This window comes from Alkalihalobacillus bogoriensis ATCC BAA-922 (genome assembly GCF_000621445.1).
Taxonomy (GTDB): domain Bacteria; phylum Bacillota; class Bacilli; order Bacillales; family Bacillaceae_F; genus Bacillus_AO; species Bacillus_AO bogoriense.
In genome coordinates this window covers 97249-121802 of the sequence record NZ_JHYI01000015.1, presented here as the reverse complement: position 1 = coordinate 121802, position 24554 = coordinate 97249, and the positions used below count along the sequence as shown (strand labels likewise).

Genomic DNA, 24554 nt, shown 5'->3' with positions numbered 1-24554 from the left:
TTTCTGTTTGTTCAGTTTTTTCTTTATGATATTTCTTCTATATATGATACTTTGTAACTAAAATAGTTTCAATAGAAAATAGTAAAATAGTTTGAATCTTTAACATACTTTTTCATATTTAACGGGAAAATCCCTCCTGCCACAGCAAGAGGGATCCTTCCTTCTATTCTTTTATTACTTTTCTTCTGTAGATATATATGATACTACCCAAGATTACTAACATACTCCCAACCAAGAGATACGTATAAAAATTCGTTGCTGTTTTCGGAAGCTTCTTGCCTACTTCCTTCTCTTCTTTTTTCTCTTTTTCTTTCTTCTCTTTTACTGGTGGGACAGTACCTTCATCTTTTTCTTCTCCATCCTCAACTGGAAGCGTTGGTACGGTTGGTTCTTTTTCACTATCATCCTCATCTTCATCTTCTTCTGTCGGTGGTGTTGGTGTCACAGGTGCTGGTGGCGTTTGCCCGAAATTTAATCCTTCAAATAACACATTGAGTAATGTTCCATTTTTATCACCGTAGAATTCCCAAAACATTGCTCCCCCTAATTGTAAGTCTTGAATATGAACGACTTTATGAGCCATTGACTCCGCATCATCATAAGAGATGAAGGTACCTGTTTCTTCGTTAAATAAGAACGGAACTTTTGCAACATCATTCCAATAACGGGTATAGCCATTTTGATTAATATAGTTGCTTTCAAGGTCTTGGAAATCGTACACACCAGGCTCCCACGTTCCAGGTGGTGCTGGTCCTGTACAGTTTGCATATTGACCATAAATCGGTGTTCTTTCTATCTCTTGCTCTTCTTCAGCCGTTTCTTCCATGTCTTCTACAATTTCTTCTTCTGTTTCACGCAATCTTTCAGTTTCTTTGGATTCTGCTTCTACTTCTTCAATTTCATCTGTTTCTATTATTTCTTCGTTTTCTACTTCTGTCTCTTCTTCTTTCATCGATTCTGTTTCTTCTTGTTGTTCTTCATCTACCGTTCCTTCATCTTCATTTATATTTTCTCGTTCGTCAGTCTCGGTCTCCTCGCTAGATTCTGTTGAAGTGACTTCTGGTTGTTCTATTGTATTTGGACTTGGATTTTCGACGATTTCCTCATAAGCACACCCACCCCAAGCTCGGCCGTAAAAAGGAACACCCATGACGAGTTTTTCTGGGGGAACACCGTGGTTTAAGTGCCCTTGCACTGCGGCTGCAACATGAAATACTTCAGCACTAGGAACTCCCGCTTCTTTTGCAGCTTCGTCAAAATACAACGGTGCATTATGACCACTAATCGCTTGCCAGCCTCCATTAAAGTCATATGTCATAATATTAATAAAATCTAGGATTTCCGCTATTTTTTCCATTTCATTGTTTTCAAGATATGTTGGACTCGCACTTGAGGCAATCGTTAATAAATATTGTTTCCCATCTTCTTCTCCTGCTTTATCAAGCGCATCTCGTACCGCTTGCAACAGAAGCGTATGGTTTTGCTTATCAAGAGGGGAGCGGCTATTTCCCGGCATTCCCCCACTTACTGGATATTCCCAGTCAATGTCAACGCCATCCATCTGATAAGTTCGGATAAAATCAACGGCCGATTGTGCAAATGTTTCGCGTGTTTCTGCTGTCATCGCTACGTCTGAGAAACGATTCGACCATGACCATCCTCCAACTGAAATTAATGTTTTCAAATGAGGATGTTTTTCTTTTAGTTTTACAAGCTCGTATAAATTCCCTGCAAAAGGTTGACCTTCTTCATAGCCTCCATATTGACTGTCTGTATCAATCCACGGGTCTCCTAATACAATCGTTCCATTTGGGACATCAATCACTTCTTCTCCAGGACCTTGACAAGGGCTTGTCCCTGCCCATGTATCAGGGTTTCCCCTTTCTCCATTCCAGCAAATATCAGCAAAAGCGTAATTGATATGGGTGACTTTGCTTGCATCAATGTCTGCCGGAAAATACTGCCTTTCGTATGCAGACCATGACGTATAGTAGCCCACGATTTTTTTATAGTCCCCGGCTTTTGCTTTCACTTGTTGCGTCGACATCAATGGGATAAATAATGAAAATACGAGTAACAAGCTTACTAGAATCATAACCCATTTCCGATCGACAACCGCATGTCTCATCATCTTCGTTCCTCCTCTTTATACATGTGTTATTTCGAGTACAGAAGTACCCAAACTGGAAAACATCCTTATTGGAAAGAGCGTCTTAGATGTTTGTTCAAGAAAACAATTATAAACATTCGGAATATTTAACTAGATGACTATACCAGTTTATAATAGATTTATAGTTGAAACAACCGCCCCTAAAGTACTATTTTGTATAGGTTTTCACTATTTCTTTACTGGTATAGTCGTGTGTTCATCTAAATGAATGAAACTTGACTGCTTAAGGAGACATCGTATCGGACATTCTTTCCGCTATTTCAATGAAAACAGGCATTTTCAAGTTCTTATCGGACATCTGTTCCGCTAATGGTCCAAATGAGCAGTCAACTCACCTTGTTTGGTTAAAATAACAGAATAGATGTCCGAGAGCTTCTCAAAAACACCTATTTACCTGCAAACAGCGGAACACATGTCCGTTAACTAACACCGTAGTTCGGTTCACCCCGTTCGGACAGAAAAAAACACCCCTCATCATTAAAGGAGTGCTTTACTCGGATTATCTGTAATATGCAGTAAATCAGCGAGTGTTGTCTTTCCCCGTTCCTCAAGAAGTCGAAGCATTTCCACAAACAAATATGCCGTTGTGAGTGCATCGCCTATCGCGCTATGGCGTTCATACATATTTGTTCCAAACGTACGGGCATAGTGCGATAAATCTCGCATGTCCCATGACGGATTTAAATAGCCGATAAGGTCCAGGGTGTCGATAAACAGTGGCTGTTCAAACGTATACTTTTCTCTTTGTAGCTCTTTCTTTAAAACAAGAACGTCAAAACTAACATAATGTCCGACCCACCCTGCACTTTCAGATGCTTCGATAAATTGAAAAAACTGCTCGACTGCTTCAATCGCTTTCGGTGCTTCTTTTACTTTTTCTTCGGAAATTCCTGTTAAACTTTTAATCTCTTTTGGAATTTCTCGCTCTGGATTTACATAAGAATGAAACGTCATATCTGTTACTTGTAATCCTCTAACATGGACAGCCCCAATCTCCAATAAGCGGTCTTTTGCTCCGACAGCAAAGCCGGTTGTTTCTGTATCAAAAATTGTAAATGACATGTTTTTTAACTTTGTATTTAGTGGAGGTTGGTGGTCGAGTGTGTAATGGAGTTGTTTCTTTTTCCAAAACATCATGCGTTCCTCCTTTACTTGAGCTTGTGTCACCCCTTTTTTATATGACCCGTTCTTTTCGACACAACATCTCAATTATGTCATTCCAAATTCTCGTAACGCCTGCTGTTGGAGAGACCGAATTGTTTTTAATGCTGCCATCAATTGCTCTTTATCTCGCGAGCGAAGATGAGTAAAGTGGATAACACTTGTTTGGTTTTCATTTCGTTTTTGTTTTGCCCATCCTTGCTCTACTCGAATCCTCAGTATCGTTTCATACGCATACAAAAGCTCCTCAACAAAAGAGGGAGTAAGGACGCCTTTATGATGCAAGGCTTCGATTTTTTGCTTCGGAAAACTTCCAACGATATGATGTTGAGCTGCTAGCAGTTGTAAGGAATGGTGAAATGGAAACAACGCTTGTTTTTTTACATCTAGCGTCGTTCGTTTCACGCGAAATAACGCTCGGATCGGGTGATCGAGAGTCGGAACGGGTTGGTCCCGTTCTTGTTCAGCCATTCGGTAAAAAAAGATACGAGAATGACATAGTTCTGCTTTGACAATTTGTTCAAAGTCATCATAAAGAAGACGGTCACCATGAACAAACCGGAATGATAAAAAGTTTTGTGCGAGCAAAATATTTTCATTTGTTGAACGAATGCCCCACCTTCTAATCTTTTCTTTCCATTCTGTAACGGTTCCACGCCAGCTCTTTTCATTTGCCATCATCTTTCCAGGACAATGCGAATATCCTGCTTGTTTTAGGTGACGGACAATTTCTTGACTAAGTTCATCAAAGTACACTTCGGCTCCTTCGCCTTCCCCATAGACAAGAAAATGGTCTTGGTCTGTCAGTAAAAATTGTTCTCCTCTTCCCCCGCTCCCCATTTGCATAAAGCAAAACGGGGCAGGCGGCTTGCCACCTCCTTTTTCATACATAGACTGGACGGCGAGTTCCACACAATGTGAAACAAGGCGATCATACAGTTTTGTAATGATTTCTAATGAGTGTGTTGTTGGGATGCGGTCTTGAATTAAATGCCCTAGCACTTCATAAATCGCGAGCTTGACTTCTGGTAATGTATTAAACGATGCTTCTTCGATCGTTTGTAAAATTTCCATCGTACCGCGATTCTTTTTCCGTAATAAATCGGCCATCGTCACCATACCAACGACATGATTATTTTCGATTACCGGCAAATGTTTAATTCCGTTCATTAAAAAACTCGACATCGCCTCATAATAATACGCATCATAAGAAATCGTATACGGCTTTTCTGTCATTACGTTTTCAACAACCATCGTGTTTGGATGACCTTCACCAACAATGCGAGTCACAACATCTTTTTCTGTCATAATGCCTACAAGCTCGTTTTGTTCGTTTAAAACAACGACTGAACTCGTTTGGTTTGTTGCCATTTTATCAACGACTTCTTTTATCGTTGCTGTCGTATACACAGACACAACAGGCTCATTCATCACATCAGCCATTCGTCTAACAAACGGTTCGCTTTCACCCCACTGACTAGCAAGCTTCACTTGTTCTGCTAACGAACCATATACATCCTGCAAGCGAACAGCTAGCTGCCGGAGAATAAAATCTCGTACTGCTTCATCATGCCAGCGTTCTTCGATGACCGAATATGGAATTTGCAAGCAGTGACAATTGGACACTGCCATTACTTCAACAGTATAAGAAGACGAGCTATGTTTTGTTTCTCCTAAAAAATCAGCTAAGCTGGAAAAACCAATCATGTCTCCCGCTTCAAGGACTTCAAGGACTTCTTTATCATGAAAGCTATCGTCATTATGAATATAGACTTCAGCCATTCCGGTTAACAGCAGTAAAAGCCCTTCGCGTGGTGTTTTCGAATAAAGGACTTTTTCTGATTTTTCATATTCCTTTAATGTACATTGTTCAAGCAGTTGCTCAAACTGACGAATGGGCACCCCCAAAAAGAGGGGGTGCTTATGAATTTGTTCAAGGTGGTTATTTTCCGACAGACTCATCCATCCATACCTCACCATCGCGATATGTCATTTGTTCTGGATAGCGAAGGTCTGTAACTTCATCTTGAATTTTTTGTGATGGCGCTGCTGTTATTTTCGAGACAACATACGTGACAAGTAAGTTTACCGGAACCCCGATTAATCCTGCCCCAGTATCTTGAATGCCAGCAATCATAAATGTTCCGCTTTGGGCAAGGAATATATACGTTAATGTCACAATTAACCCAGATAACATCCCGGCAATGGCACCTGGTGCATTACATCGTTTCCACCAAACCCCTAGCAATAAAACAGGGAAGAAAGTTCCACCTGCAAGCGCAAATGCCCAAGCAACAATTTGTGTAATTACACCTGGTGGATCAAGCGCAACAATACCGGCGACAACTGTCGCTAAGACGATCGCAATTCGTCCAGCTGCTAAACGGCGTTTGTCTGTCGCTTGTGGGTTCATTAAGCGGTAATAAATATCATGAGCAAACGATGAGGAAATTGTAATTAAAAGTCCCCCTGCTGTTGATAAGGCTGCCGCCATCGCACCTGCTGCCACTAACCCAATAACAAACATTCCTAAGTTTGCAATTTCTGGTGTTGCCATCACGACGATATCATTACTGATCATAATTTCAGACCATTCTAATATTCCGTCTCCGTTTGTATCTGCAATTTGCAGTCGGCCTGTATCGACCCAGCTTTGTGTCCAAGCTGGTAGTGAATCGATTGGTTGCCCAGCGACTTGTGTCATTAAAATAAAACGAGAAAACGCTGCATACGCAGGAGCCGATAAGTATAATAATGCGATAAAAAGAAGCGCCCATGCTCCACTCCAACGTGCCGCTTTCATCGTTGCTACCGTGTAAAAGCGAACAATAACGTGTGGAAGTGCAGCTGTCCCTACCATGAGGGTAAATAGGAGCGCGATAAATTGTGATTTTTCACTATTCGCAAATGGAGCGAAATACTCACTTAAACCAAGTTCACGGTCAAGGTCTCCTAATTGACTAACAATGTTTCCATACGTTAACCATGGTAATGGATTATTCGTAATTTGTAGCGACATAAACACAATCGGAATAATATATGCAATTATTAAAATGATATATTGCGCAACTTGTGTCCACGTAATCCCTTTCATTCCCCCAAGTGTCGCATATATTGCAATAACGACGACCCCAATCATCGTTCCATACATGGCATCGATGTTTAAGATACGTCCGATAACAACACCAGAACCAGAAAGCTGGCCGATGATATAAACGAAACTAATAATGATGGTCGCAATCGCCGCTATCAGCCTGGCCGGATTGGAATCAAATCGGTCTCCTATAAATTCGGGTACCGTATATCGACCATATTTTCTTAATTGTGGTGCCAATAAGAAAGTTAAAAATAAGTACCCGCCAGTCCAGCCCATTATATAAGCTAAACCGTCATATCCTAAAATCATGACTGTTCCAGCCATCCCAATAAAGGATGCAGCACTCATCCAGTCACCACCGATGGCCATCCCGTTCCATACTGGAGGGACGCCCCGGCTTGCTACATAAAAGTCAGATGTTGCTTTTGCTCGGTTATAAACGGAAATTCCAATGTACAATCCAAATGTCGCCATAATCATTAATACTGATACAATTGATTGTGAATCCAAATTGGTTCCTCCTCGTCCTACTACTCTCTACTAAGAATAGGCTACTTTTTTTGCTAACATCATTAATGGTCTACTGTTTTTCCAGCACTTAAGCGAACGTTTTCTTCTTCATTTATACCGAATTTTCTGTCTATTCTATCGCTAACAATGGCATTGACAAACAACATAACGACGAAGGTAACAACTGCGCCTTGGGCCGCCATATAGTAGTGGAATGGCATCCCCATAAATTGAATGTGTTGTAACGATTCTGCAAAAAAGACAACACCAAATGATGCTAATCCCCCAATAAGCAAGCAAATCACAATAATTGTATTTCTCGCTTTAAAATAAGCATCTGCTACTGATTTATCAATTTTTTTCATGCTTTCACCTCCTTTACAAGTTATACTGTAATCGCTTACAAACAACTTGTTATTATGAGACTTTCTTGCATGTACGACATACTCTCATTGGTGTTTTTCGTTTCGCTACTAGGAAGTTAAATAATAGAATGGGTAGGATCATGATGAATAATATCGGTTCAAAAATAAAACTAATGAGGATAGCTACGATGACAGGTAATGTAGATAATGTAAAAAATATTGCCAGTGATTCATTTGTAACACATCTGAACTACCACATGGGCAGTGAGTTGAATTCAGTTGTTCCTTCATGTTCACCTCAAACTAAATATAAATTTAACCGTATCAAAAAATGGCATTGGCACTAATATAATTTGAACGATCATATACACAAAAATCGCAACAAACGGGAGTGAGAGCAGCAAAGGTTTTTTTCGTTTAAAGGCAAAAATTATGCTCGCTATCGTTATGAGTAAAAATACATAGACCACCTAGAACAACCTCCCTAGCAAAATGTAACCGCTACCAAAAAAGATGGTAGTTTTTCGTTTATCTGTTTCTATACAGGCATGTTTTATGTATATTTGATATAGTACATATTATTCCAAATTTTCTAACAATGCAACCATTATTTTTCTACATAAAGCTACAAATTGAAGTGAGAAAGCGTGGAAACTTTGTTTGTGCGGAAAATGAGAGAGTAGCGTTTGGACATATATTCCGCTATTCTCGTCTATTCTTGCTCTTTCCATAATCTATCGGACATCTATTCCGTTACTTACACGAACCAACTCTAGTTTCATCATGATATTGATAAAATAGCGAAACAGATGTCCGTTACAATTCGTAAAAGGGGCATTTTCCATACAATAACGGAATTGATGTCCGATAGCATTGCGCACTAGAGCGCGCAATCCCAGTGACAGACAACCCGCTACTTCATCCGTTTATCGACAAACTGAATTCCAAATGTAATAATGACGGCACCAATAAACGTTAAAAGTGCCAGTGACGGAACAATTTCTTGAAGAGATTGTTCATACATCGTTACTGCCTTTATGCTTTCCAGTGCATGTGTTAACGGTACGGCATTTGATATTGTTAATAATAAATCCGATGTGACAATTTCAAGTGGCCAATAGGCTCCTCCTAACATCGCCATACTAACAGCAAGCAAAGAGACGAATAAATCAAACTGTGTATCTGTTCGTACGAAGGCGACCAATAATAAGAGCCAACCAACACTAACGATGATATATAACAACATCGTTATCCCAATCGCAAGCCATGTTTTGGAAAAGTCGAGTCCAAATATCGTTTGAGCAACGACTAACACGATCGCCATGTGGATAAGGCCAATGATTACCGAGAATGTTAAAAAGCCTCCGTATACTTTTGTTTTGGACAAAGGTGAAAATACAAATCGGTCCCAAATTCGCTCCCGCTTCATCCGTAAAAATTCTTTTACCGTATATCCAAGTGTATACATGATAAAAAACAAGCAAGAGCCAAATAACGCCTGATAACGAAAGTCAATACTAGACTCTATATTATGTGGAGTTGTCGTTAATTGAATTTGTTCAAATTCCAATTCGTGTAGTGGCCCCCCAATAATATCGTTGGATAACTCATTAAATTGCTGTTTTACTTTTAGCTGGTATGCGGCATTCGTCACAACCGGAATGAGCGCTTGAAGTTCAGCTTCTTCTGATAATGTAATAATCGTAACGTCATCTGACACAACAATGTATTCTCCGATTCTGCCTTTTTTTAAGGCTGCTTGTGCCTCATCCTCTTTTTCAATATAAAAGGAGAAATCAGATTGGTCACTAAGTTGTTCGATTAAAGGTTGGACTTTATCCTCCTCTCCTACTACCGCTACTTCTTTTGTTGATGATTGGGTTTGTAGCCCGATAACAAACGAAAACATAAGCGTTAAACCAATCATTAATAAATATGGGGCACTATTTCGTTTGAGTTTAATAAAGGATAACCATAGTATCGATTTCAACGGCCAAGTCCCTCCTTTTGCTTGAGGACCATAATACCGGCACTAGTAAAAATAAACGCTGTGAATAGTAGTGTGGCGAATGTTGAAATAAGATCAACTTGGGAAAACCCTTGTTCTACTAAAAGTAAACCATGCATCGCCGCTCCGTTTAATAAATATTGTCCTATGATTTGTAACCCATCTGGAAAATTGGATGTTGGCGAAAAACTTCCTCCGATTAAAGCTAACAATGTCACCCCACCACTCATAAAAAAAGTAGCAAATCCTTGTGTTTCATATTTTACGGTGATGGCATATAGCAATGCACCTAGTCCTCCAACCGCAAAAGCAAGAGCAGTAAAAATCGCAAATGTTGTGAAGGGCGCGACCCAATCCACTCGAAAGATAAACGCAGCAAACACCATGAGAAAGGCAAATTGGAAAGCTGTATACACAGCGAGTGCAAATCCGTTAGCAAGTACGATTTTTGTTGGTGTGATCCCAGAAAGTAGAATGCGTTGGATGACGCCTTGTTTTACTTCCTCTTGAGCAATAAAAGCAATTGTCGCTGCTTGAAATAAAGCAAACATGACACACATTCCAATCGTATAATACTTAAACGAAGAGATCGGTTCATAGTTTTCTTCTAGTGATTGAACCGTTACCTCGACTTGTTTTTCACTTTGTTGTGTGAAAGCTTCTATCTTTTCAATTGTTTCTTGATTATACTCTGGTAGATTTGTGTATATCGCTTGATAATAGTTGAACTGTTGAAGAAACGAATGGATGACACTTTCAATGGCGGTTTTTGCAATCGATGCTCTTGGGTTATAAATCAGTTCATACTCGTTATTTTTTATTAAAAGGACTGCATCGGCATCGTTATGATCTAACGTGTTGGATATAGTAGCTTCCTCTATAAGTTTTATTTCTAGCCAATCAATTTCTTCTTCAACCATGGAAAGAATCGGTGTGATTACGGCTTCTTCATCACTTGCAATCGCTAAAGAAGCAGTGAACCCCTTTTCATCTTTTGAAAATGCACCTTGAAGAGATAATCCTAAGATTGTAATTAATACGAGTGGCATCGCTAGCGACAATATTAATGTCCGGTGGTCTGTGAGCATTCCTTTTACCTTCATGAAAAATATTGTTTTCATTTTCAGCCCCTCTTAATCTCGTAACGTTTTTCCGGTTAAATATAAAAATACATCTTCTAATGTTGGCTTTTTCACATCAACGCTACGTATTTTTGTTTTTAATTTAGAAGCAAGTTCAAACAATTCACTAAGCGATATGGCGTCTTTTTCCATTAAACACACATAAGTTTTTCCTGTTTGCGTCACTTTTGATAAACGGGTATCAGCTTGAAGTGCCTCATAAAACGATGGACTCGCTTCTTCAACAGTCATTTCCACTGTTTCTTCCGATGCAAGGATTGCGGTTAATTCTTGTTTTGTTCCTGAGGCAATGAGCTTTCCATGGTCCATAATGTAAATTCGGTCACATAAATATTCGACTTCATCCATGTAGTGACTCGTATAAAGCAAGCCTACTTCGTTTGTTTGGCAATACGATTTAATAAAATCAAGAATATATTTTCTAGATTGTGGGTCAATCCCTACTGTTGGTTCATCCATGTATATATAATTAGGGTCATGCAAAAGGGCAATTCCGATATTTAACCTTCGTTTCATGCCGCCTGAATAGTGTCGGACGACATCGTTTTCTCTTCCGTCTAATCCAATTGCCTTTAACACCTCTTTTGTTTTTTCTTTACGTTGATTGGCTGGAAGGTTATGAAGTTTTGCGAAGAAAAGGAGGTTTTCTAAGCCACTTATTTCTTCATATAATGCTAGTTCTTGTGGTACAACACCGAGTGTTTTCCGAAAAGCAAACAAATCTTCTTGCACATCTATTCCGTCTAGTAATACTTGACCACGAGTCGGCGTTAATAACGTCGATAACATCGAAATCGTTGTTGATTTCCCTGCTCCATTTGGTCCAAGTAAACCAACGACTTCCCCTTTTTCAATGGATAACTGAATCGAGTCCACGACCGTTTTCCCTTTAAATTGTTTCGTCAGTGTCACCGCTTCTATCATGTTTTCTCACCTCATCTTCTAACATACTTTCATCGTAGCATAGAAAAAACGAACGCAAATGTAGCGTTCGTCATCGTTTATAGCTCGATAAAATGACTTAAGTCACTTTTTTTCAAGTCTCATGGCATCGGTTACACAAGATCATGTTTTATCGCAAATACGGCCAGTTGGGTTCGGTCTCGCAAATCTAACTTTTGTAAAATATGACTCATATGGTTTTTCACTGTGCCTATAGATAAATGAAGGATTTTAGAAATTTCTTCGTTGTTTTTTCCTTCGGCAACGAGTTGGACAATGGCTAATTCACGGTCCGTTAATGAAGCAATGACAGGGGGAACGGTTTGCTTTTTTTGCAATTTTGGTAAAATTCGATTGGCAATGCCTTCTCCAAGTAATACTCCACCATTTAAACATGTTCGAATCGATTGAATCATTTGCTCAGGCTCGGTATCTTTTAATAAATAGCCTTTTACCCCTAACTGTAAGGCATCAATGATATAGTCATCATCATCAAACGTTGTGAGCATGACGATTTTTATTGTCGGCCATAACGTTAGCATTTCTTTCGCTGCGTCAAGACCATTCATCACAGGCATTCTTATATCCATTAGCACTAAGTCGACTTGTTCCTTTTGCAAGAAGGCAATTGCTTCTTGTCCATTGCTCACATCGCCGATGACTTTCATTTGCCCGTAATGCTCTAGCATCATTTTTAACCCTTGCCGTACAAGAAGTTGGTCTTCCACAAGCAAAATCGTTGTCATGTTACTCCCCTCCTTGAATTGGTAATTTACATTGAAGAATGAAAGTTTCTCCTTGTGTCATCAGGGCAAGATAACCTCCACATTGTTCAACTCTTTGTCTCATTGTCGTTAAACCAAAACCTTCATGGATTGGATTTGACATCACCCGCTCGTTCTGGATTTCAATGACAAGCCACTTGTTTTCTTCAATGGTTAAATGGATTGTCACCTTTTTCTCTTTTGCATGTTTCATTACATTTGTTAACGCCTCTTGGACAGTACGATAAAAGACGACGGCTTGCTCTCGGTTTAATTGGAGCTTATGAACACCCGGTTTCACTGTCATTTCGATATGAAACTGCTGCTCTAGTTCATAGCGCTTTAATAATTGAATGACAGCTGGTACTCCACTTACAGGCTCATCGTATAGTTTGTGAACGGATTGTCTTGTTGTTGATAATGTTTCCCGGGCAAGATTTTTTGCCTGCTCCACTGCTGTTTTCCCTTCTGGTTTGTCATATTGAATAAGCGCTCCTTCTAGCTGCATCACTAATGCCGCTAAGGAGTGCCCTAAAGAATCATGAAGGTTTCTTGCTATCCGTTGACGTTCCTCTTCTTTAATTTGAATCGTAAGCCCGTCGACTTTATATTTCTGTTGTTTGTATTCTCGCAAAACACCTCGGTACATCGCTTCTTTTTCTTTTGCTTCTTGCTTCCACCTTTGCTGCAAATACCATTGAAGGAGAAAAACAAGATATAAGATTGCGATATAACTAGCTTCTATATACGTATGAACGGCCGTAACCGTTGCAATTATGAGAATGGATTGTATTATAACGGGAATGACTAGCGTTTTTCTATTATACCCGCTGTCATAGGACAAATAAAAAAGTTTCATTGTGATATAAATAAAGACCACTAGGATATTGGATATAGTCCATGTGACGTAAACAAGAAAACTAACATGCCCCAATTCCAAACCAACTTTCCCTCGTTCACTTTTAATAAGAGGGAGAAGCACTGAACATAAAAATAAGCCTGTACAGGCAAATAAAAGGAGTGGATTTCCTTCTCCCCAACTGCTAATCGCTATAATGGTAATGCCAAAACTAATGACGAGATGAAACCAAAGTCTATGATTCACGTCTCTCTTCTTCCTAACCTTTAAGTATAGTTAGTTAAATCATATCATAGAAAAAAAGAAATAACAGTTTTAGAATTACCTAAAACTGTTATTTCTTTGTGTTTTTCGGGTGGACAAGTGTCTTTTCGCGGTGTCAGACACCCTTTCCCGTTATCTTTCTTCGACTTCGCTGCCGTCTTCTTCTTTTTCATCGTCTTTTGGCTTATCTTCTTTTGGTTCTTCTTCTTTTGGCTCGTCCTCTTCAGGCATGTCACCAATAATAGAATCTACTGTTTTGTCCATGTAGTCTACCGGGTTGACAGCTTGCCCGTTATGACGAACTTCGAAGTGAACATGAATCCCAGCATCACTGTTATATAAACTGCGACCCGCTTGTCCAAGAATCTCCCCTTGGCTAATGGATTGTCCTTCTTCTACTTTAATGGAGTCTAGACTTTGATAGTGTGTCACTACACCTTCTTCATGTTGAATCTCAACAACATAACCTAATAGCTCATCTTTTTCCGCTTTAATAACTGTTCCGCTAAGAGCAGCAGTTACATCAAATGATTCACCGTTTTCTTTCGCTAAATCAATTCCTGTGTTTGGACGGTAAGTATTATCGTAATATACGAGAGCGGCTTGTTGTTCTTCTGGACTAGCATCATAGTCAAAGAAGTTACCAATAATTTCAACTTCTTCTCCTTCAGCAATTGGCATTGTCATCGTTTCACTTGTTCCTACAACTGGTACTGCATCTTCAAAGTCAGTCATTCCTGGACTTGGTTGACCTTGCTCATTAAAGTCATCCGACGGCAGTGCTGTATCGTTTCCACCTTGTAACATGAAAAATACGCTTAAAACAACCGCTGCGGCTCCTAAATAGACTGCAGGTACAATCCATCTTTTACGTAAAAAACGTTGTACATTAAATGACTGCGTTTCTCTTGATTGATTAGAAGATTGATTTTTTTCTTCTTCTCTCATTTCTCATCACCTCGTCAACCATTCTGATCAAATCTAAGAGATTCTATACATTACCTTAAAAATTTTTTTAGATTTATTTTTCGACAAAGTGTATGAAAATATACATTTTCTAAAAAAATAAAGAAAAACGTGGGAGCGTCTTTTCATTTCAATCGATGTGCAGAGCCCTGCCCGCTTTTGAGCGCACCCTCTGCTCTTCTTTAATAAGCTTTCAAAGCTTCGCTGCTAGCCCAAAATTTTTATTCTTCCTCATTTGTCTCATTTTTGCGGTCAGAGCAGCCGTTATTTGTGAACATGATACGGGTTTCCGTTTTTTAGCGGCCACAGGAGCGCTTATTCACTCAAAAGCCACTCTATTCCTAGCGATAGATTATCATTAACTGCTCCTGTGTCCACCAACGTTCCAAAACGCTAGCCATGTTCACAGATAACGGTTTTCATGGCCGCTTACTTACGATAAACAACAACATCGCTAACTCGATAAACCCGACCCAAGTGTTGAATGATTCACTTGGGTCTTTTCTTGCTTGTCTCATAGTATTACTCCAAATCCCTAATTCATTCTAAGAATGTATTAGAGCAATGTTATATACAAGTCGAATATTTTAAAGAAAAACTGAGTGAGGAAACCCACCTCACTCAGTCCTTTTTTGTTTCCTGCAAATCTGAAAGCCTGTACTGTACTCTACTCCATGTACCCCTTTATAATACTCAGGATCCATTTCTCCTCCACAAGTTTCACAGGAAAACATTGGTGGTGTCATCGGATCGCCACCATCCATTAAATCAAAATCTCTTACCACATCAAAAGGTATCTTTTCCTTTTCATGACACACTAAACAAACATAGCTGATAGAAGCCTTCTATTGGACACTTCTCTCCAGGTAACCCATCTCATTTGTATGAAGGACACTTTTGCTTCGTTTTCTCCTCATTTTGTCCTTCATCGCCTTTATGAAGGACACTTTCTCCTTATTTTGTCCTTCACCACTGTATTAATAACAACGGCTATATTTGCATTTAACGAAGTTTGACGTGTTCGTTTCGTAATAAATATAAAAAGCTTGAAAGAATAAGCTCTCAAAGCTTCATTGTTATAGCAAAATTTTTATATTTTCTTTTCAAGCGAAGTGCGGGGCCCTGCCCGCTTTTGACAGTGAACCCCAAGTGCTCTTCTTGGGGTGAAACGCGCAGGTGCGCAGCCTTCGCTCTTCTTGAATAAGCTTTCAATGCTTCATTGCTATACTAAATTTTTATACTTTCTTATCTTTTAAGAAAAACGTGGAAGCGTCTTTTCGTTCTACAATAGGCTTTCAAAGCTTCACTGCTATACCAAAATTTTATTTGAAATAACCTTGTTTTCTTTACAATAATCGCCCAAACAAAAAGCCAGTTCTCCTCAATAAAGAAGAACTGACTTCGATTCCTTTTATTCACCACTATGAGCCATTAATGCCCCAACAAATGGCTCGACGGTTGTTAATGAGACACCATTGTAATAATGCTCGATAATGTCTTTATATGTTTTTCCTTCTTTGGCCATACCTTCTGCTCCATATTGGCTCATACCGACGCCATGGCCCCAACCTCTTGTCACAAACGTAATCGTATTCCCATTTCGATGCCATTGAAAATCACTTGAGTCTAAACCTAATAATTCACGAATATCACGGCCAGTAAATTCTTTATTATTGATAATGACTTTTGAGACTCGATTCCCTTTTGTTCTTGATACAATTTCACCGATTTCATCACCAGCTGGAAGCGTAACCCCAAGTTTTGTTTCTAGCTCAGCCACAGTCATTTGCGTTTGACCTTCATATCGAGGAGACTCTTTATCCCACGGACTTTCTACACTACGCAAATAAGGAATTTCCCCAGTCCAATAATCTTCTGAGTTTTCGGTAAAGCCATTACTCGTTGAAAAAAACAACGCTTCAATTGGTTCACCTTCAAAAGTTAATACTTCTCCTTGTGTAGCATATACCGCTTGTCGAATTTTATTCATATTCGCTTCATAATCAGACCATTTTGCTTTGAGCTCTTCTGGACTGTGATACACTTGGTACATTTCCGTATCATTAACAGTCGCTCCGTCAGGTAATTTACGATCGTCCTTACCATTCGGATTTAACATATGTCGTACGATATACGTCCTTGCGGCAATGGCTTGTGCCTTTAATGCTTCAAGTTCAAAATTCGGACCCATTTCGGACGCTACAACTCCGACAACATAATCTTCAAGCCCAATTTCCTCAATGGTATCTTGTTTACTTCGAAACACGGCTACACTAATATTATTTGTCGGCACTGATTCGGTGGACACTTCCGCCACCGCTTGATGAGTGGGTTGGGTTGTTTCTGTGTTGTTTGTTAAAAAGAGAACAAGCATTGTGGGTAGAATTAAAACTACGGTCGCTAGTATTAAGCCAATAACTAAGAGTCGTTTCATGCCAAACCCCCATCTTCCCATTTTTTAATGTTCTTACATATTTTATGTGGGCTTGTCATAAAATAGAACGATTTCTTTTAACGTTTTTTGTAATGAAAATGTAAAATTGTAAAAGGTATAACGTCTCTTAAGTAAAATATACATGAAGTAATAAAGAAAAAGTCTGACACAAGGAATGTGCCAGACTTTGTTGTCTATACTAAATTGGTGTTCATTTTTAATGGAGCTGGAGCATCTAAATTTTCAAGCTCTTCTTTAACAACTTCGTCAATGCGTTCTACGTTTGCCCCTAGTTGTTGTAACTTTTCTGGTAAATCAACATAACCACGGTCAATATGCTTTAATTCAACGACGCGGGTAACGCCATCAGCGACAAGACCGGCTAACACAAGAGCAGCTCCTGCACGTAGATCAGTTGCTGAAACTTCAGCACCTTGCAAACGTGATGGCCCGCTAATAATAGCAGATCGACCTTCAATCTTAATATTGCCGTTCATCCGGCGGAATTCCTCTACATGCATAAAGCGGTTTTCAAATACCGTTTCTGTAATGACACTCGTGCCATTGGCATGAAGAAGTAAGGTCATCATTTGTGCTTGCATATCAGTTGGAAACCCTGGGTGTGGCATTGTTTTAATGTCAACCGGCTTTAGTTCTTCTGGACCGATGACACGAATCCCTGTAGGTTCTTCTATAATCGTAACACCCATTTCCTCCATCTTTGCAATTAATGGGCGTAAATGTTCTGACATTGCTCCTTCTACTAATACATTGCCTTTTGTAATAGCAGCAGCTACCATAAATGTTCCTGCTTCTATTCGATCAGGGATTACTGTATGCTCAGCGCCGTGTAACTCATTGACTCCATCAATTCGAATTGTACCTGTTCCTGCACCGCGAACTTTTGCACCCATTGCATTTAAATAATTCGCTAAGCAGACAATTTCAGGTTCTTCTGCCACATTTTCAATAATTGTTGTACCTTTTGCCATAACAGCAGCCATCATAATATTTTCTGTTGCCCCTACACTAGGGAAGTCAAGGTAAATCTTTGCTCCTTGGAGTTGGCCTTCGATACTTGCTTCGATAAATCCATTACCGATAGTCACTTCCGCTCCCATCGCTTCAAAACCTTTAAGATGTTGATCGATCGGGCGAGACCCAATAGCACAACCACCTGGTAAAGCAATTCGTGCATGACCCACTCTTGCTAGTAGTGGACCCATTACTAAAAAAGACGCTCGCATTTTTCTTACATACTCAAATGGTGCTTCTGTTTTGAGTGGTTTTTCCGCATTCACTTTAAACTGACCATTTTCATACTCAACGTCAATGTTTAGATTTCGTAAAACTTCCTTCACCGTGTATACATCAGCCAGAGACGGCACATCATATATGGTGCTAGTGCCACGACTTGCAAGAATCGATGCAGCTATGACAGGCAGTACAGCATTTTTTGCTCCTTCAACCTTGACGGAGCCTTTGAGTTGCCTGCCGCCTTGGACTATAATTTTTTCCAACGTATTCCCCTCCGCGTCTAGAAATTAAGCGTCTCTTTTATATTAATATTCAGTCGTTATTATAGGCGTGCCAATTGTCACTCTTGTTTTTGCGCCCAATCCATTTGGGCTATTTCGTAGAGCAACCTGTACGTTCATTTTTTGGTTGTTTGTTACGATGTGGTCTGCCCAATTTTCATTATATGCAGAGACCGATACAAACGTTTCCTCTTTTATTTGTTCAATTTTTTCTGCAGATAAATCAGATAAAAGCCTTTGAGCGGATTCATGTAGATTATCGGAATAATCAATGAATCCTTGAACTGTTGAGAAGATTTCTGGTTTTTGTGAAAATAAAACTTGTGTACGTGATTCAAAAGACGATGCGAAACTGTCCCATAACGAGGTAGTCCATTGTTCTCCTTGGACTTCATAAATGATGTACATGTTGTATTGCCCACCAGACGGATAAGCGAGAACGGTAACTTGTTCAACCATTGTAGTTTGAGGATGTTGCTTTTTTCCTGTCACTTTCCAATGCTCTTCTTTTTCTATATTTGTTGGAAAGTTCCAATCGAATTCCGACTCTTTGTTCATCAATGATTCCACTTTATCGGTGTAATCTTGAAGACCAGAAACGAGACCATGTTCTCCTCTTACATACAGTTTCCAGTTTGATACTTCAATTTCATTTGATTGCATTACTGTGGTTATCTCTTCTATTTGTAATGCGACTTCAGCTTCCCCGTTTGCATACACTGTTGTCGTTAATAATATGACAAGTGTAAAAATTAACAATCCGTACTTCATATTTATATGCCCCTCTCCGTAACATAACGACGTTATTAGTAACATTTTTTCCAGAGAGGGACTTTGCATACATGGAAGTTGTAGTCAACAATCGACAAATGCTTAAAATAAATGGCGAAGCATTGTCGACCAGCTTAAATATTCAAGAAAAAAGCTGCTCACAAGATGAGAGATCGCAATTGAAAGTAAAATCATGAGCGTTTTTGCTTTAGCACCGTTAGGGTCTTTTACAAACAAATCAAACTTAAATGATTGTAAGGCCCACCACGTCGTTGCTAAAAAAAACAAATTCACAACAATATGTAATAAAGCCTGTTGCCCAAAGCTGTCTACCACAATAAAAACTCCTTTTACATCAATACTGATTCCTTTAGTAAATATAAGGGATCATCCTTTTCCAAGAGAAGAGACCTATTTCCCATAAATGCATAAAGCAATCCATCTTTCATATTACCCGAATCTCATGTAAAAATCTACATTTCCTCGGAAATTATTCTATGAAATGACAAAAGAAACCGGGACAAAAGCAATATCCCAATATTTTCTTATTATGAAACCGTAGTTTTGTTTTCAAACTATTCTTATGTTACACGTTCTTTCTATAATGTGTATCGGTCAAATGACCTAAGTTTTTGACAAAATAAAAAACGAAGCCGAATATGGCTCCGTTTTTTCGTTATCGTTGTAAAATTTCACTTATATTAAAATGTGTAGCAAAAAACTCTAATGCCAGGTTCGGGAACAAACCTAACCCTAATGTCCCTACTCCAGCAAGAATTATAACAATATACATTCCAATAGGAACTTTAAATGGTTCTTTCTGTTGAACAGGTCGGAAATACATTTGTCCCATAATGCGGAAATAATAAAAGTATGAAACAACGGATGTCGCAATCATAATCGCAACTAACCAGTAATATTGTTGCACAACAGCACCAAGGAAAATGTAATACTTACCTATAAACCCAGCAGTTACTGGAATTCCAGCTAAAGAAAGAAGGAATAATCCCATGAATAATGCGGTTATTGGTGAACGTTTTCCTAGCCCAGCAAAACTGCTGATTTGCTCTGATTTAGCTTGGGTTGTAACAAGCTGTAAGACAGCAAATGCCCCTAAATTCATAAATAAGTACGCAACTAGGTAAAACCAAATATTTTCAAACATAATGACGTTAAACGTTGCTAACGGCACTAATAAATACCCAGCTTGTGCAATACTTGAATAAGCAAACATCCTCTTTACATTATATTGCCTTAACGCCATCACATTTCCGACAATCATTGTCAATGCGGCAATCCAGACAATATAATATTGGGCATCGAATAAAAGAGAATATCTCGGGTCAAGTCCAGGAGCTGCGATAAAAACAACGATCATAAATCGTAAAATAATCGCAAATCCAGCTGTTTTTGAGACGACACTTAAAAATGCACTTACTGGTGTCGGTGCTCCTTGATATACATCAGGAGCCCACATATGAAACGGTACCCCTGCAATTTTAAACACTAAGCCAACAAACACTAAGAAAAAGGCAAAGAACGCTAAAAATTGATTTTCTAACACAACCGGTGAAGACATTGCCTCGGCAATATCAAATAAATTCGTATAACCCGTTAACCCGTATACATAACTCATACCAAACAATGTAATCGCGGTGGCAATTCCACCGTTTACAACATATTTAAAGGCGGATTCATTGGATTGAACATTATGTTTCTTTAATCCTGCCAAAATATAGGATGAAAGAGATAATAATTCTAATCCGACAAACAACGTAATCATATCGGCACTTGAAGCCATAATCATACCACCAAGTAAAGCTGTTAAAAAGAGGTAGAAAAACTCTCCGCGATAAGCAATTTCATTCTTACCATAATCGACCGCCATAATCATGACAAAGGCAGCACCGACTAACATAATTAATTTAAACGCAATGGAAAATGAATCTAACCGATATGTGTCATATAAAATCATTTGCACGGGTTCGCCCAACTGGTTAATTAAAAAGAACAGAGCAATTATAATCCCGGCAAGTCCGAACCATGCTAAATAGCGGCGGTCGACTTTATCCTTTAAAAACAAATCAAGGAGTGACAAGAGAGTTGCAACGATAAGGATAGTGAACTCTGGCGCCATGATTTGCCACGGGTAACTTAGTAACGTTTCTAAATCCATCTCTTTACCCCCCTACCCCTGTAAGAATAAGTTGAATAACACCTTGCAATGGTTCAGCTAACACCGCTGGGTATACCCCGATAACAATGATTAATGCTAAAAGAACAAGTAAAGGAATCCACTCTAACGAACGAAGATCCGCTACTTCTTTCCATTTATCTGGTGTAGGTCCAAATGTTACATTCAGTGTCGCTCGTAATAAATATACAGCCGTTAAGATAATTCCTAACGTTCCCACTGCCGCAATAATTGGCATAACTTCAAATAAACCTAAGAACGCTAGAAACTCACTAATAAATCCAGACATTCCAGGAAGTCCTAGAGATGCCATTGCCCCTGCTAAGAAAAATCCTGATGCATATGGCATCGAACGTGCCATCCCACCAAGCTTTTCTAATGAAGATGTACGTGTGCGGTCATAATAAATTCCAATAATAAAGAACAACAATGCTGAAATTAAACCGTGTGATACTACTTGGAAAATCGCTCCTTGTAATCCCGCTTCGTTTAATGCGGCAACCCCAATCAACACAATTCCCATATGTGAAATACTAGAATAGGCTAACACCATTTTCACATCGGTTTGGATAATGGCTAAGTACGCACCATACAACAAGTTAACAACACCGAGGATGGCTAGCACAACAGCCATTTGTGATACTTGTTCTGGGAAAAAGCCTAGCCCAAACTGAATCAATCCGTAAGCACCGATTTTCAATAAGATTCCTGAGTGAATCATAACAATCGCTGGAGGTGCTTGAACGTGTACACGTAACATCCAGCTGTGCAAAGGAAAAATTGGTAATTTTACTCCAAAAGCAACGAGCAAGGCAATTAATAATCCCCACCGTAACTGATCTGCTTCAGGGCCATATAACTGTAAGACAGCCGTTACTTCATCAATTCGTAACGTTTGTGTTAACGCAAAAAGAACAGCAAACGCAATAATCATAACAGCTGATCCTAATCCGTTGTATATCAAAAACATATTAGCTGCTTTTTCTCTGTCGATATAACCCCATCGACCAATAAGAAAATACATCGGTATTAATGTCACTTCAAAAAAGACGAAGAACAGCAATAAGTTTTGTGCCGCAAAAACACCAAGCATACCAATTTCAAGGAAAAGAAATAAAATGAAATAAGCTTTCCATCCTTCTTTAATTTGAATGACGGACGCTAATGCCGCTAAAGTAGCTACAATGGCTGTTAGTAAAATTAAAACCATTCCAAAACCTGTCACACCTAAATCGTAATTCACAGCAAGATTAACCCCGCGTGATTCAAGTGCAGGATTCCCGAAGTTAATCCATTGTCTTACCTCTTCAAATTGAAGAGCACTACTTGCTTTATCAAATTGGGTATACAACATGACCGCGAGCGTAAGCGGAAGTAATGTTGTGAAAAAACCAATCCATTTAATGAGATGGTGATTTCCTTTTGGAATCAAAGCCAGAATTAAAATCCCAACGAGAGGTGAAAAAATGAGCAGGGATAAGAAGTAAGAATCTGTCATCTAAAGTACCCCCCTGTCACTGTCAAGACAACTAGTAAAATAACAAGGCCCATAAAGGCAACTGTTCCATACATTTGAACTTGACCATTTTGTAATCGAGCATGAACACTTCCCATTGCTTCTGTCACACCTACAACTGCTTTAATTATGACTTCAATAATATATTTCTCAATATAATGGAAAAGATAACCAATCACAACCGTTCCTCGGACAAAGGTTGCTTTGTAAAATTCATCAAAATAAAACTTATTGGCAACCATTTGATAAAGCCCACTGTTTGTCGAAATGACAGACTCGCGAGAAATTGATTTCTTTCCATATAAGAGCCACGCAATAAAAATACCAGAAAGAGAAACAACTACTGCTACTGGCATAATCCAACCTGGATCATGCACATAAACATGTCCTCTTGCCCATGGACTATCACTTAACCAATCCCCTAAAAAAGTTCCAAACCAGTGCGTATGCACAAATCCTGATACTACTGCTAATACAGCAAGAACAATCATCGGAATCGTCATAATCGCTGGTGATTCATGGACTTTCGAATGGTCTTGTTGTGGTTTTCCAATAAAAACAAGGAAAAACAAGCGGAACATGTAAATTGCTGTTAGTAAGGCCGTTATTAATGCGATAGCGAATAATCCATATCTCCCGTCTGTAAAGGTCGTTAGTAAAATTTCTTCTTTACTAAAGAAACCTGAAAATAACGGAAACCCTGCAATCGCTAAGCAACCAATTAAAAACACGACAGCGGTTGTTTTCATTTTTTTATAAAGGCCACCCATTTCATAAATGTTTTGTGTATGAACGGCATGAATAACACTACCAGCTGCTAAAAAGAGTAAGGCCTTAAAAAACGCATGTGTCATTAAATGAAAGACACCCGCTACATACCCAGCCGAACCTAACGCGAGCATCATATAACCTAATTGGCTGACAGTAGAATAAGCAAGCACTCGTTTAATGTCTTTTTGTGCTAACCCGATCGTTGCTGCAAAAATCGCAGTAAACCCACCAACCGCTGCAACGGTTGTCATTGCAACTGGTGATGCGGAAAAGAGTGGAAACATTGTTGCCACTAAATACACACCTGCGGCTACCATCGTTGCTGCGTGAATGAGGGCAGATACTGGCGTTGGTCCTTCCATCGCATCTGGTAACCATGTATGCAATGGAAATTGTCCAGATTTACCAATCGCACCGACAAAAATCAAAATGGCCACAAGCGTAAGCATTCCTTCTGACAGGCCATTTGCTTGAACTGCTTCAAAGATTGTCCTTAATTCAAAGCTACCGACATTCCAGAAAATAAGAATGATCCCAATAAACAAACCGATATCACCGATACGAGTGACAATAAACGCCTTTTTCGCTGCCGCTCGTGCTTCTGTTTTGAAATAATAAAATCCAACAAGTAAAAATGAACATACCCCAACCAATTCCCAAAAAATATAAAGTTGAAGTAAATTAGGAGACATCACAAGTCCAAGCATTGAAAATGTGAACAGCCCTAAATACGAATAAAAGACTGGCAAACGAACTTGATCAGCCGCTGTTAAGTATCCTTTTGAATACATATGTACTAAAAAGCTAACGAGCGTCACAATAAATAACATTAACGCATTCAGCTGATTGATTTCCATTCCCATTGTAATCGAATGAGTTCCAATCGTAAGCCATGTAAATTGTAATAATACATCTTCACCTGTGAATCGTTCAACTAATACAATTGTTGCTATAACGAGAGCAACAAACGATAACACCATTCCTACATAAGCGCCCTTTTCCTTTAACTTACGTCCAAATAAAACAAGAATAAGAAAAGATAATAGGGGAAAGAGCGGTATGATCCATGCATTTTCCATCAT

Annotated in this window: 20 protein-coding genes; all 20 read right to left on the bottom strand. The window is 39.1% G+C overall.

Going from position 1 to position 24554, the window contains the following annotated elements; translation table 11 throughout:
• Window positions 1-163: 163 nt before the first annotated feature.
• Window positions 164-2131, bottom strand: a complete 1968-nt coding sequence (locus T323_RS29285) for a glycoside hydrolase family 18 protein (RefSeq protein ID WP_051556443.1) — start codon at window positions 2129-2131, stop codon at window positions 164-166.
• A 516-nt stretch (window positions 2132-2647) separates the two neighbouring features.
• Complete coding sequence (locus tag T323_RS0108155) at window positions 2648-3304, bottom strand: 3'-5' exonuclease (protein ID WP_026672837.1); 657 nt, start codon at window positions 3302-3304, stop codon at window positions 2648-2650.
• 75 nt (window positions 3305-3379) lie between these two features.
• Window positions 3380-5293 (bottom strand): DUF294 nucleotidyltransferase-like domain-containing protein, encoded by a 1914-nt coding sequence (locus T323_RS0108150; protein ID WP_026672836.1) that lies wholly within the window; start codon window positions 5291-5293, stop codon window positions 3380-3382.
• The gene (locus T323_RS0108145) at window positions 5274-6938 is read right to left on the bottom strand and encodes a sodium:solute symporter family protein (protein ID WP_026672835.1); all 1665 of its coding nucleotides are present in this window, start codon (window positions 6936-6938) and stop codon (window positions 5274-5276) included. The genes T323_RS0108150 and T323_RS0108145 overlap by 20 nt, the downstream gene beginning before the upstream one ends.
• Before the next feature lie 62 nt (window positions 6939-7000).
• Window positions 7001-7303, bottom strand: coding sequence for a DUF4212 domain-containing protein (locus T323_RS0108140; RefSeq protein ID WP_026672834.1), 303 nt, complete (start codon window positions 7301-7303; stop codon window positions 7001-7003).
• 293 nt (window positions 7304-7596) lie between these two features.
• Window positions 7597-7773, bottom strand: coding sequence for a hypothetical protein (locus T323_RS29145; RefSeq protein WP_169737882.1), 177 nt, complete (start codon window positions 7771-7773; stop codon window positions 7597-7599).
• Window positions 7774-8216: 443 nt separating this feature from the next.
• Entirely contained in the window at window positions 8217-9293 is a 1077-nt protein-coding gene (locus T323_RS0108130; RefSeq protein WP_026672832.1) for an ABC transporter permease, read from the bottom strand.
• A complete protein-coding gene (locus T323_RS0108125; RefSeq protein WP_026672831.1) occupies window positions 9290-10432 on the bottom strand; it encodes an ABC transporter permease in 1143 nt (380 codons plus the stop codon). The genes T323_RS0108130 and T323_RS0108125 overlap by 4 nt, the downstream gene beginning before the upstream one ends.
• A gap of 12 nt (window positions 10433-10444) precedes the next feature.
• Window positions 10445-11377 (bottom strand): ABC transporter ATP-binding protein, encoded by a 933-nt coding sequence (locus T323_RS0108120; RefSeq protein WP_026672830.1) that lies wholly within the window; start codon window positions 11375-11377, stop codon window positions 10445-10447.
• A gap of 131 nt (window positions 11378-11508) precedes the next feature.
• Complete coding sequence (locus T323_RS0108115) at window positions 11509-12141, bottom strand: response regulator (RefSeq protein ID WP_026672829.1); 633 nt, start codon at window positions 12139-12141, stop codon at window positions 11509-11511.
• A 1-nt stretch (window position 12142) separates the two neighbouring features.
• Complete coding sequence (locus T323_RS0108110) at window positions 12143-13264, bottom strand: sensor histidine kinase (protein ID WP_026672828.1); 1122 nt, start codon at window positions 13262-13264, stop codon at window positions 12143-12145.
• A 150-nt stretch (window positions 13265-13414) separates the two neighbouring features.
• Complete coding sequence (spoIIQ, locus tag T323_RS0108105; protein ID WP_026672827.1) at window positions 13415-14230, bottom strand: stage II sporulation protein SpoIIQ; 816 nt, start codon at window positions 14228-14230, stop codon at window positions 13415-13417.
• Between the two features lie 635 nt (window positions 14231-14865).
• Complete coding sequence (locus tag T323_RS0108095) at window positions 14866-15033, bottom strand: hypothetical protein (protein ID WP_218971035.1); 168 nt, start codon at window positions 15031-15033, stop codon at window positions 14866-14868.
• 626 nt (window positions 15034-15659) lie between these two features.
• Window positions 15660-16682 carry a stage II sporulation protein D gene (gene spoIID / locus T323_RS0108090; protein ID WP_026672825.1) on the bottom strand — a complete coding sequence of 341 codons (1023 nt, stop codon included), beginning with the start codon at window positions 16680-16682 and terminating at the stop codon, window positions 15660-15662.
• 194 nt (window positions 16683-16876) lie between these two features.
• Window positions 16877-18202: a UDP-N-acetylglucosamine 1-carboxyvinyltransferase gene (gene murA / locus T323_RS0108085; protein ID WP_026672824.1), complete on the bottom strand. Its 1326-nt coding sequence runs from the start codon at window positions 18200-18202 to the stop codon at window positions 16877-16879.
• Between the two features lie 42 nt (window positions 18203-18244).
• Window positions 18245-18991 carry a YwmB family TATA-box binding protein gene (locus T323_RS27885; RefSeq protein WP_051556441.1) on the bottom strand — a complete coding sequence of 249 codons (747 nt, stop codon included), beginning with the start codon at window positions 18989-18991 and terminating at the stop codon, window positions 18245-18247.
• Window positions 18992-19093: 102 nt separating this feature from the next.
• Window positions 19094-19327: a DUF1146 family protein gene (locus T323_RS0108075; protein WP_026672823.1), complete on the bottom strand. Its 234-nt coding sequence runs from the start codon at window positions 19325-19327 to the stop codon at window positions 19094-19096.
• A 340-nt stretch (window positions 19328-19667) separates the two neighbouring features.
• Window positions 19668-21167, bottom strand: coding sequence for an NADH-quinone oxidoreductase subunit NuoN (gene nuoN, locus T323_RS0108070; RefSeq protein ID WP_026672822.1), 1500 nt, complete (start codon window positions 21165-21167; stop codon window positions 19668-19670).
• A 4-nt stretch (window positions 21168-21171) separates the two neighbouring features.
• A complete protein-coding gene (locus T323_RS0108065) occupies window positions 21172-22683 on the bottom strand; it encodes a complex I subunit 4 family protein (protein ID WP_026672821.1) in 1512 nt (503 codons plus the stop codon).
• Window positions 22680-24554, bottom strand: coding sequence for an NADH-quinone oxidoreductase subunit L (nuoL, locus tag T323_RS0108060; RefSeq protein ID WP_026672820.1), 1875 nt, complete (start codon window positions 24552-24554; stop codon window positions 22680-22682). The genes T323_RS0108065 and nuoL overlap by 4 nt, the downstream gene beginning before the upstream one ends.

What these genes read in the sequence shown, in the direction of transcription:
- T323_RS29285 (WP_051556443.1), bottom strand. Translation starts at nt 2,131, where the DNA reads ATGATGAGACATGCGGTTGTCGATCGGAAATGGGTTATGATTCTAGTA.
- T323_RS0108155 (WP_026672837.1), bottom strand. Translation starts at nt 3,304, where the DNA reads ATGTTTTGGAAAAAGAAACAACTCCATTACACACTCGACCACCAACCT.
- T323_RS0108150 (WP_026672836.1), bottom strand. Translation starts at nt 5,293, where the DNA reads ATGAGTCTGTCGGAAAATAACCACCTTGAACAAATTCATAAGCACCCC.
- T323_RS0108140 (WP_026672834.1), bottom strand. Translation starts at nt 7,303, where the DNA reads ATGAAAAAAATTGATAAATCAGTAGCAGATGCTTATTTTAAAGCGAGA.
- T323_RS0108125 (WP_026672831.1), bottom strand. Translation starts at nt 10,432, where the DNA reads ATGAAAACAATATTTTTCATGAAGGTAAAAGGAATGCTCACAGACCAC.
- T323_RS0108120 (WP_026672830.1), bottom strand. Translation starts at nt 11,377, where the DNA reads ATGATAGAAGCGGTGACACTGACGAAACAATTTAAAGGGAAAACGGTC.
- T323_RS0108115 (WP_026672829.1), bottom strand. Translation starts at nt 12,141, where the DNA reads ATGACAACGATTTTGCTTGTGGAAGACCAACTTCTTGTACGGCAAGGG.
- spoIIQ (WP_026672827.1), bottom strand. Translation starts at nt 14,230, where the DNA reads ATGAGAGAAGAAGAAAAAAATCAATCTTCTAATCAATCAAGAGAAACG.
- spoIID (WP_026672825.1), bottom strand. Translation starts at nt 16,682, where the DNA reads ATGAAACGACTCTTAGTTATTGGCTTAATACTAGCGACCGTAGTTTTA.
- T323_RS27885 (WP_051556441.1), bottom strand. Translation starts at nt 18,991, where the DNA reads ATGAAGTACGGATTGTTAATTTTTACACTTGTCATATTATTAACGACA.
- nuoN (WP_026672822.1), bottom strand. Translation starts at nt 21,167, where the DNA reads ATGGATTTAGAAACGTTACTAAGTTACCCGTGGCAAATCATGGCGCCA.
- T323_RS0108065 (WP_026672821.1), bottom strand. Translation starts at nt 22,683, where the DNA reads ATGACAGATTCTTACTTCTTATCCCTGCTCATTTTTTCACCTCTCGTT.
- nuoL (WP_026672820.1), bottom strand. Translation starts at nt 24,554, where the DNA reads ATGATGGAAAATGCATGGATCATACCGCTCTTTCCCCTATTATCTTTT.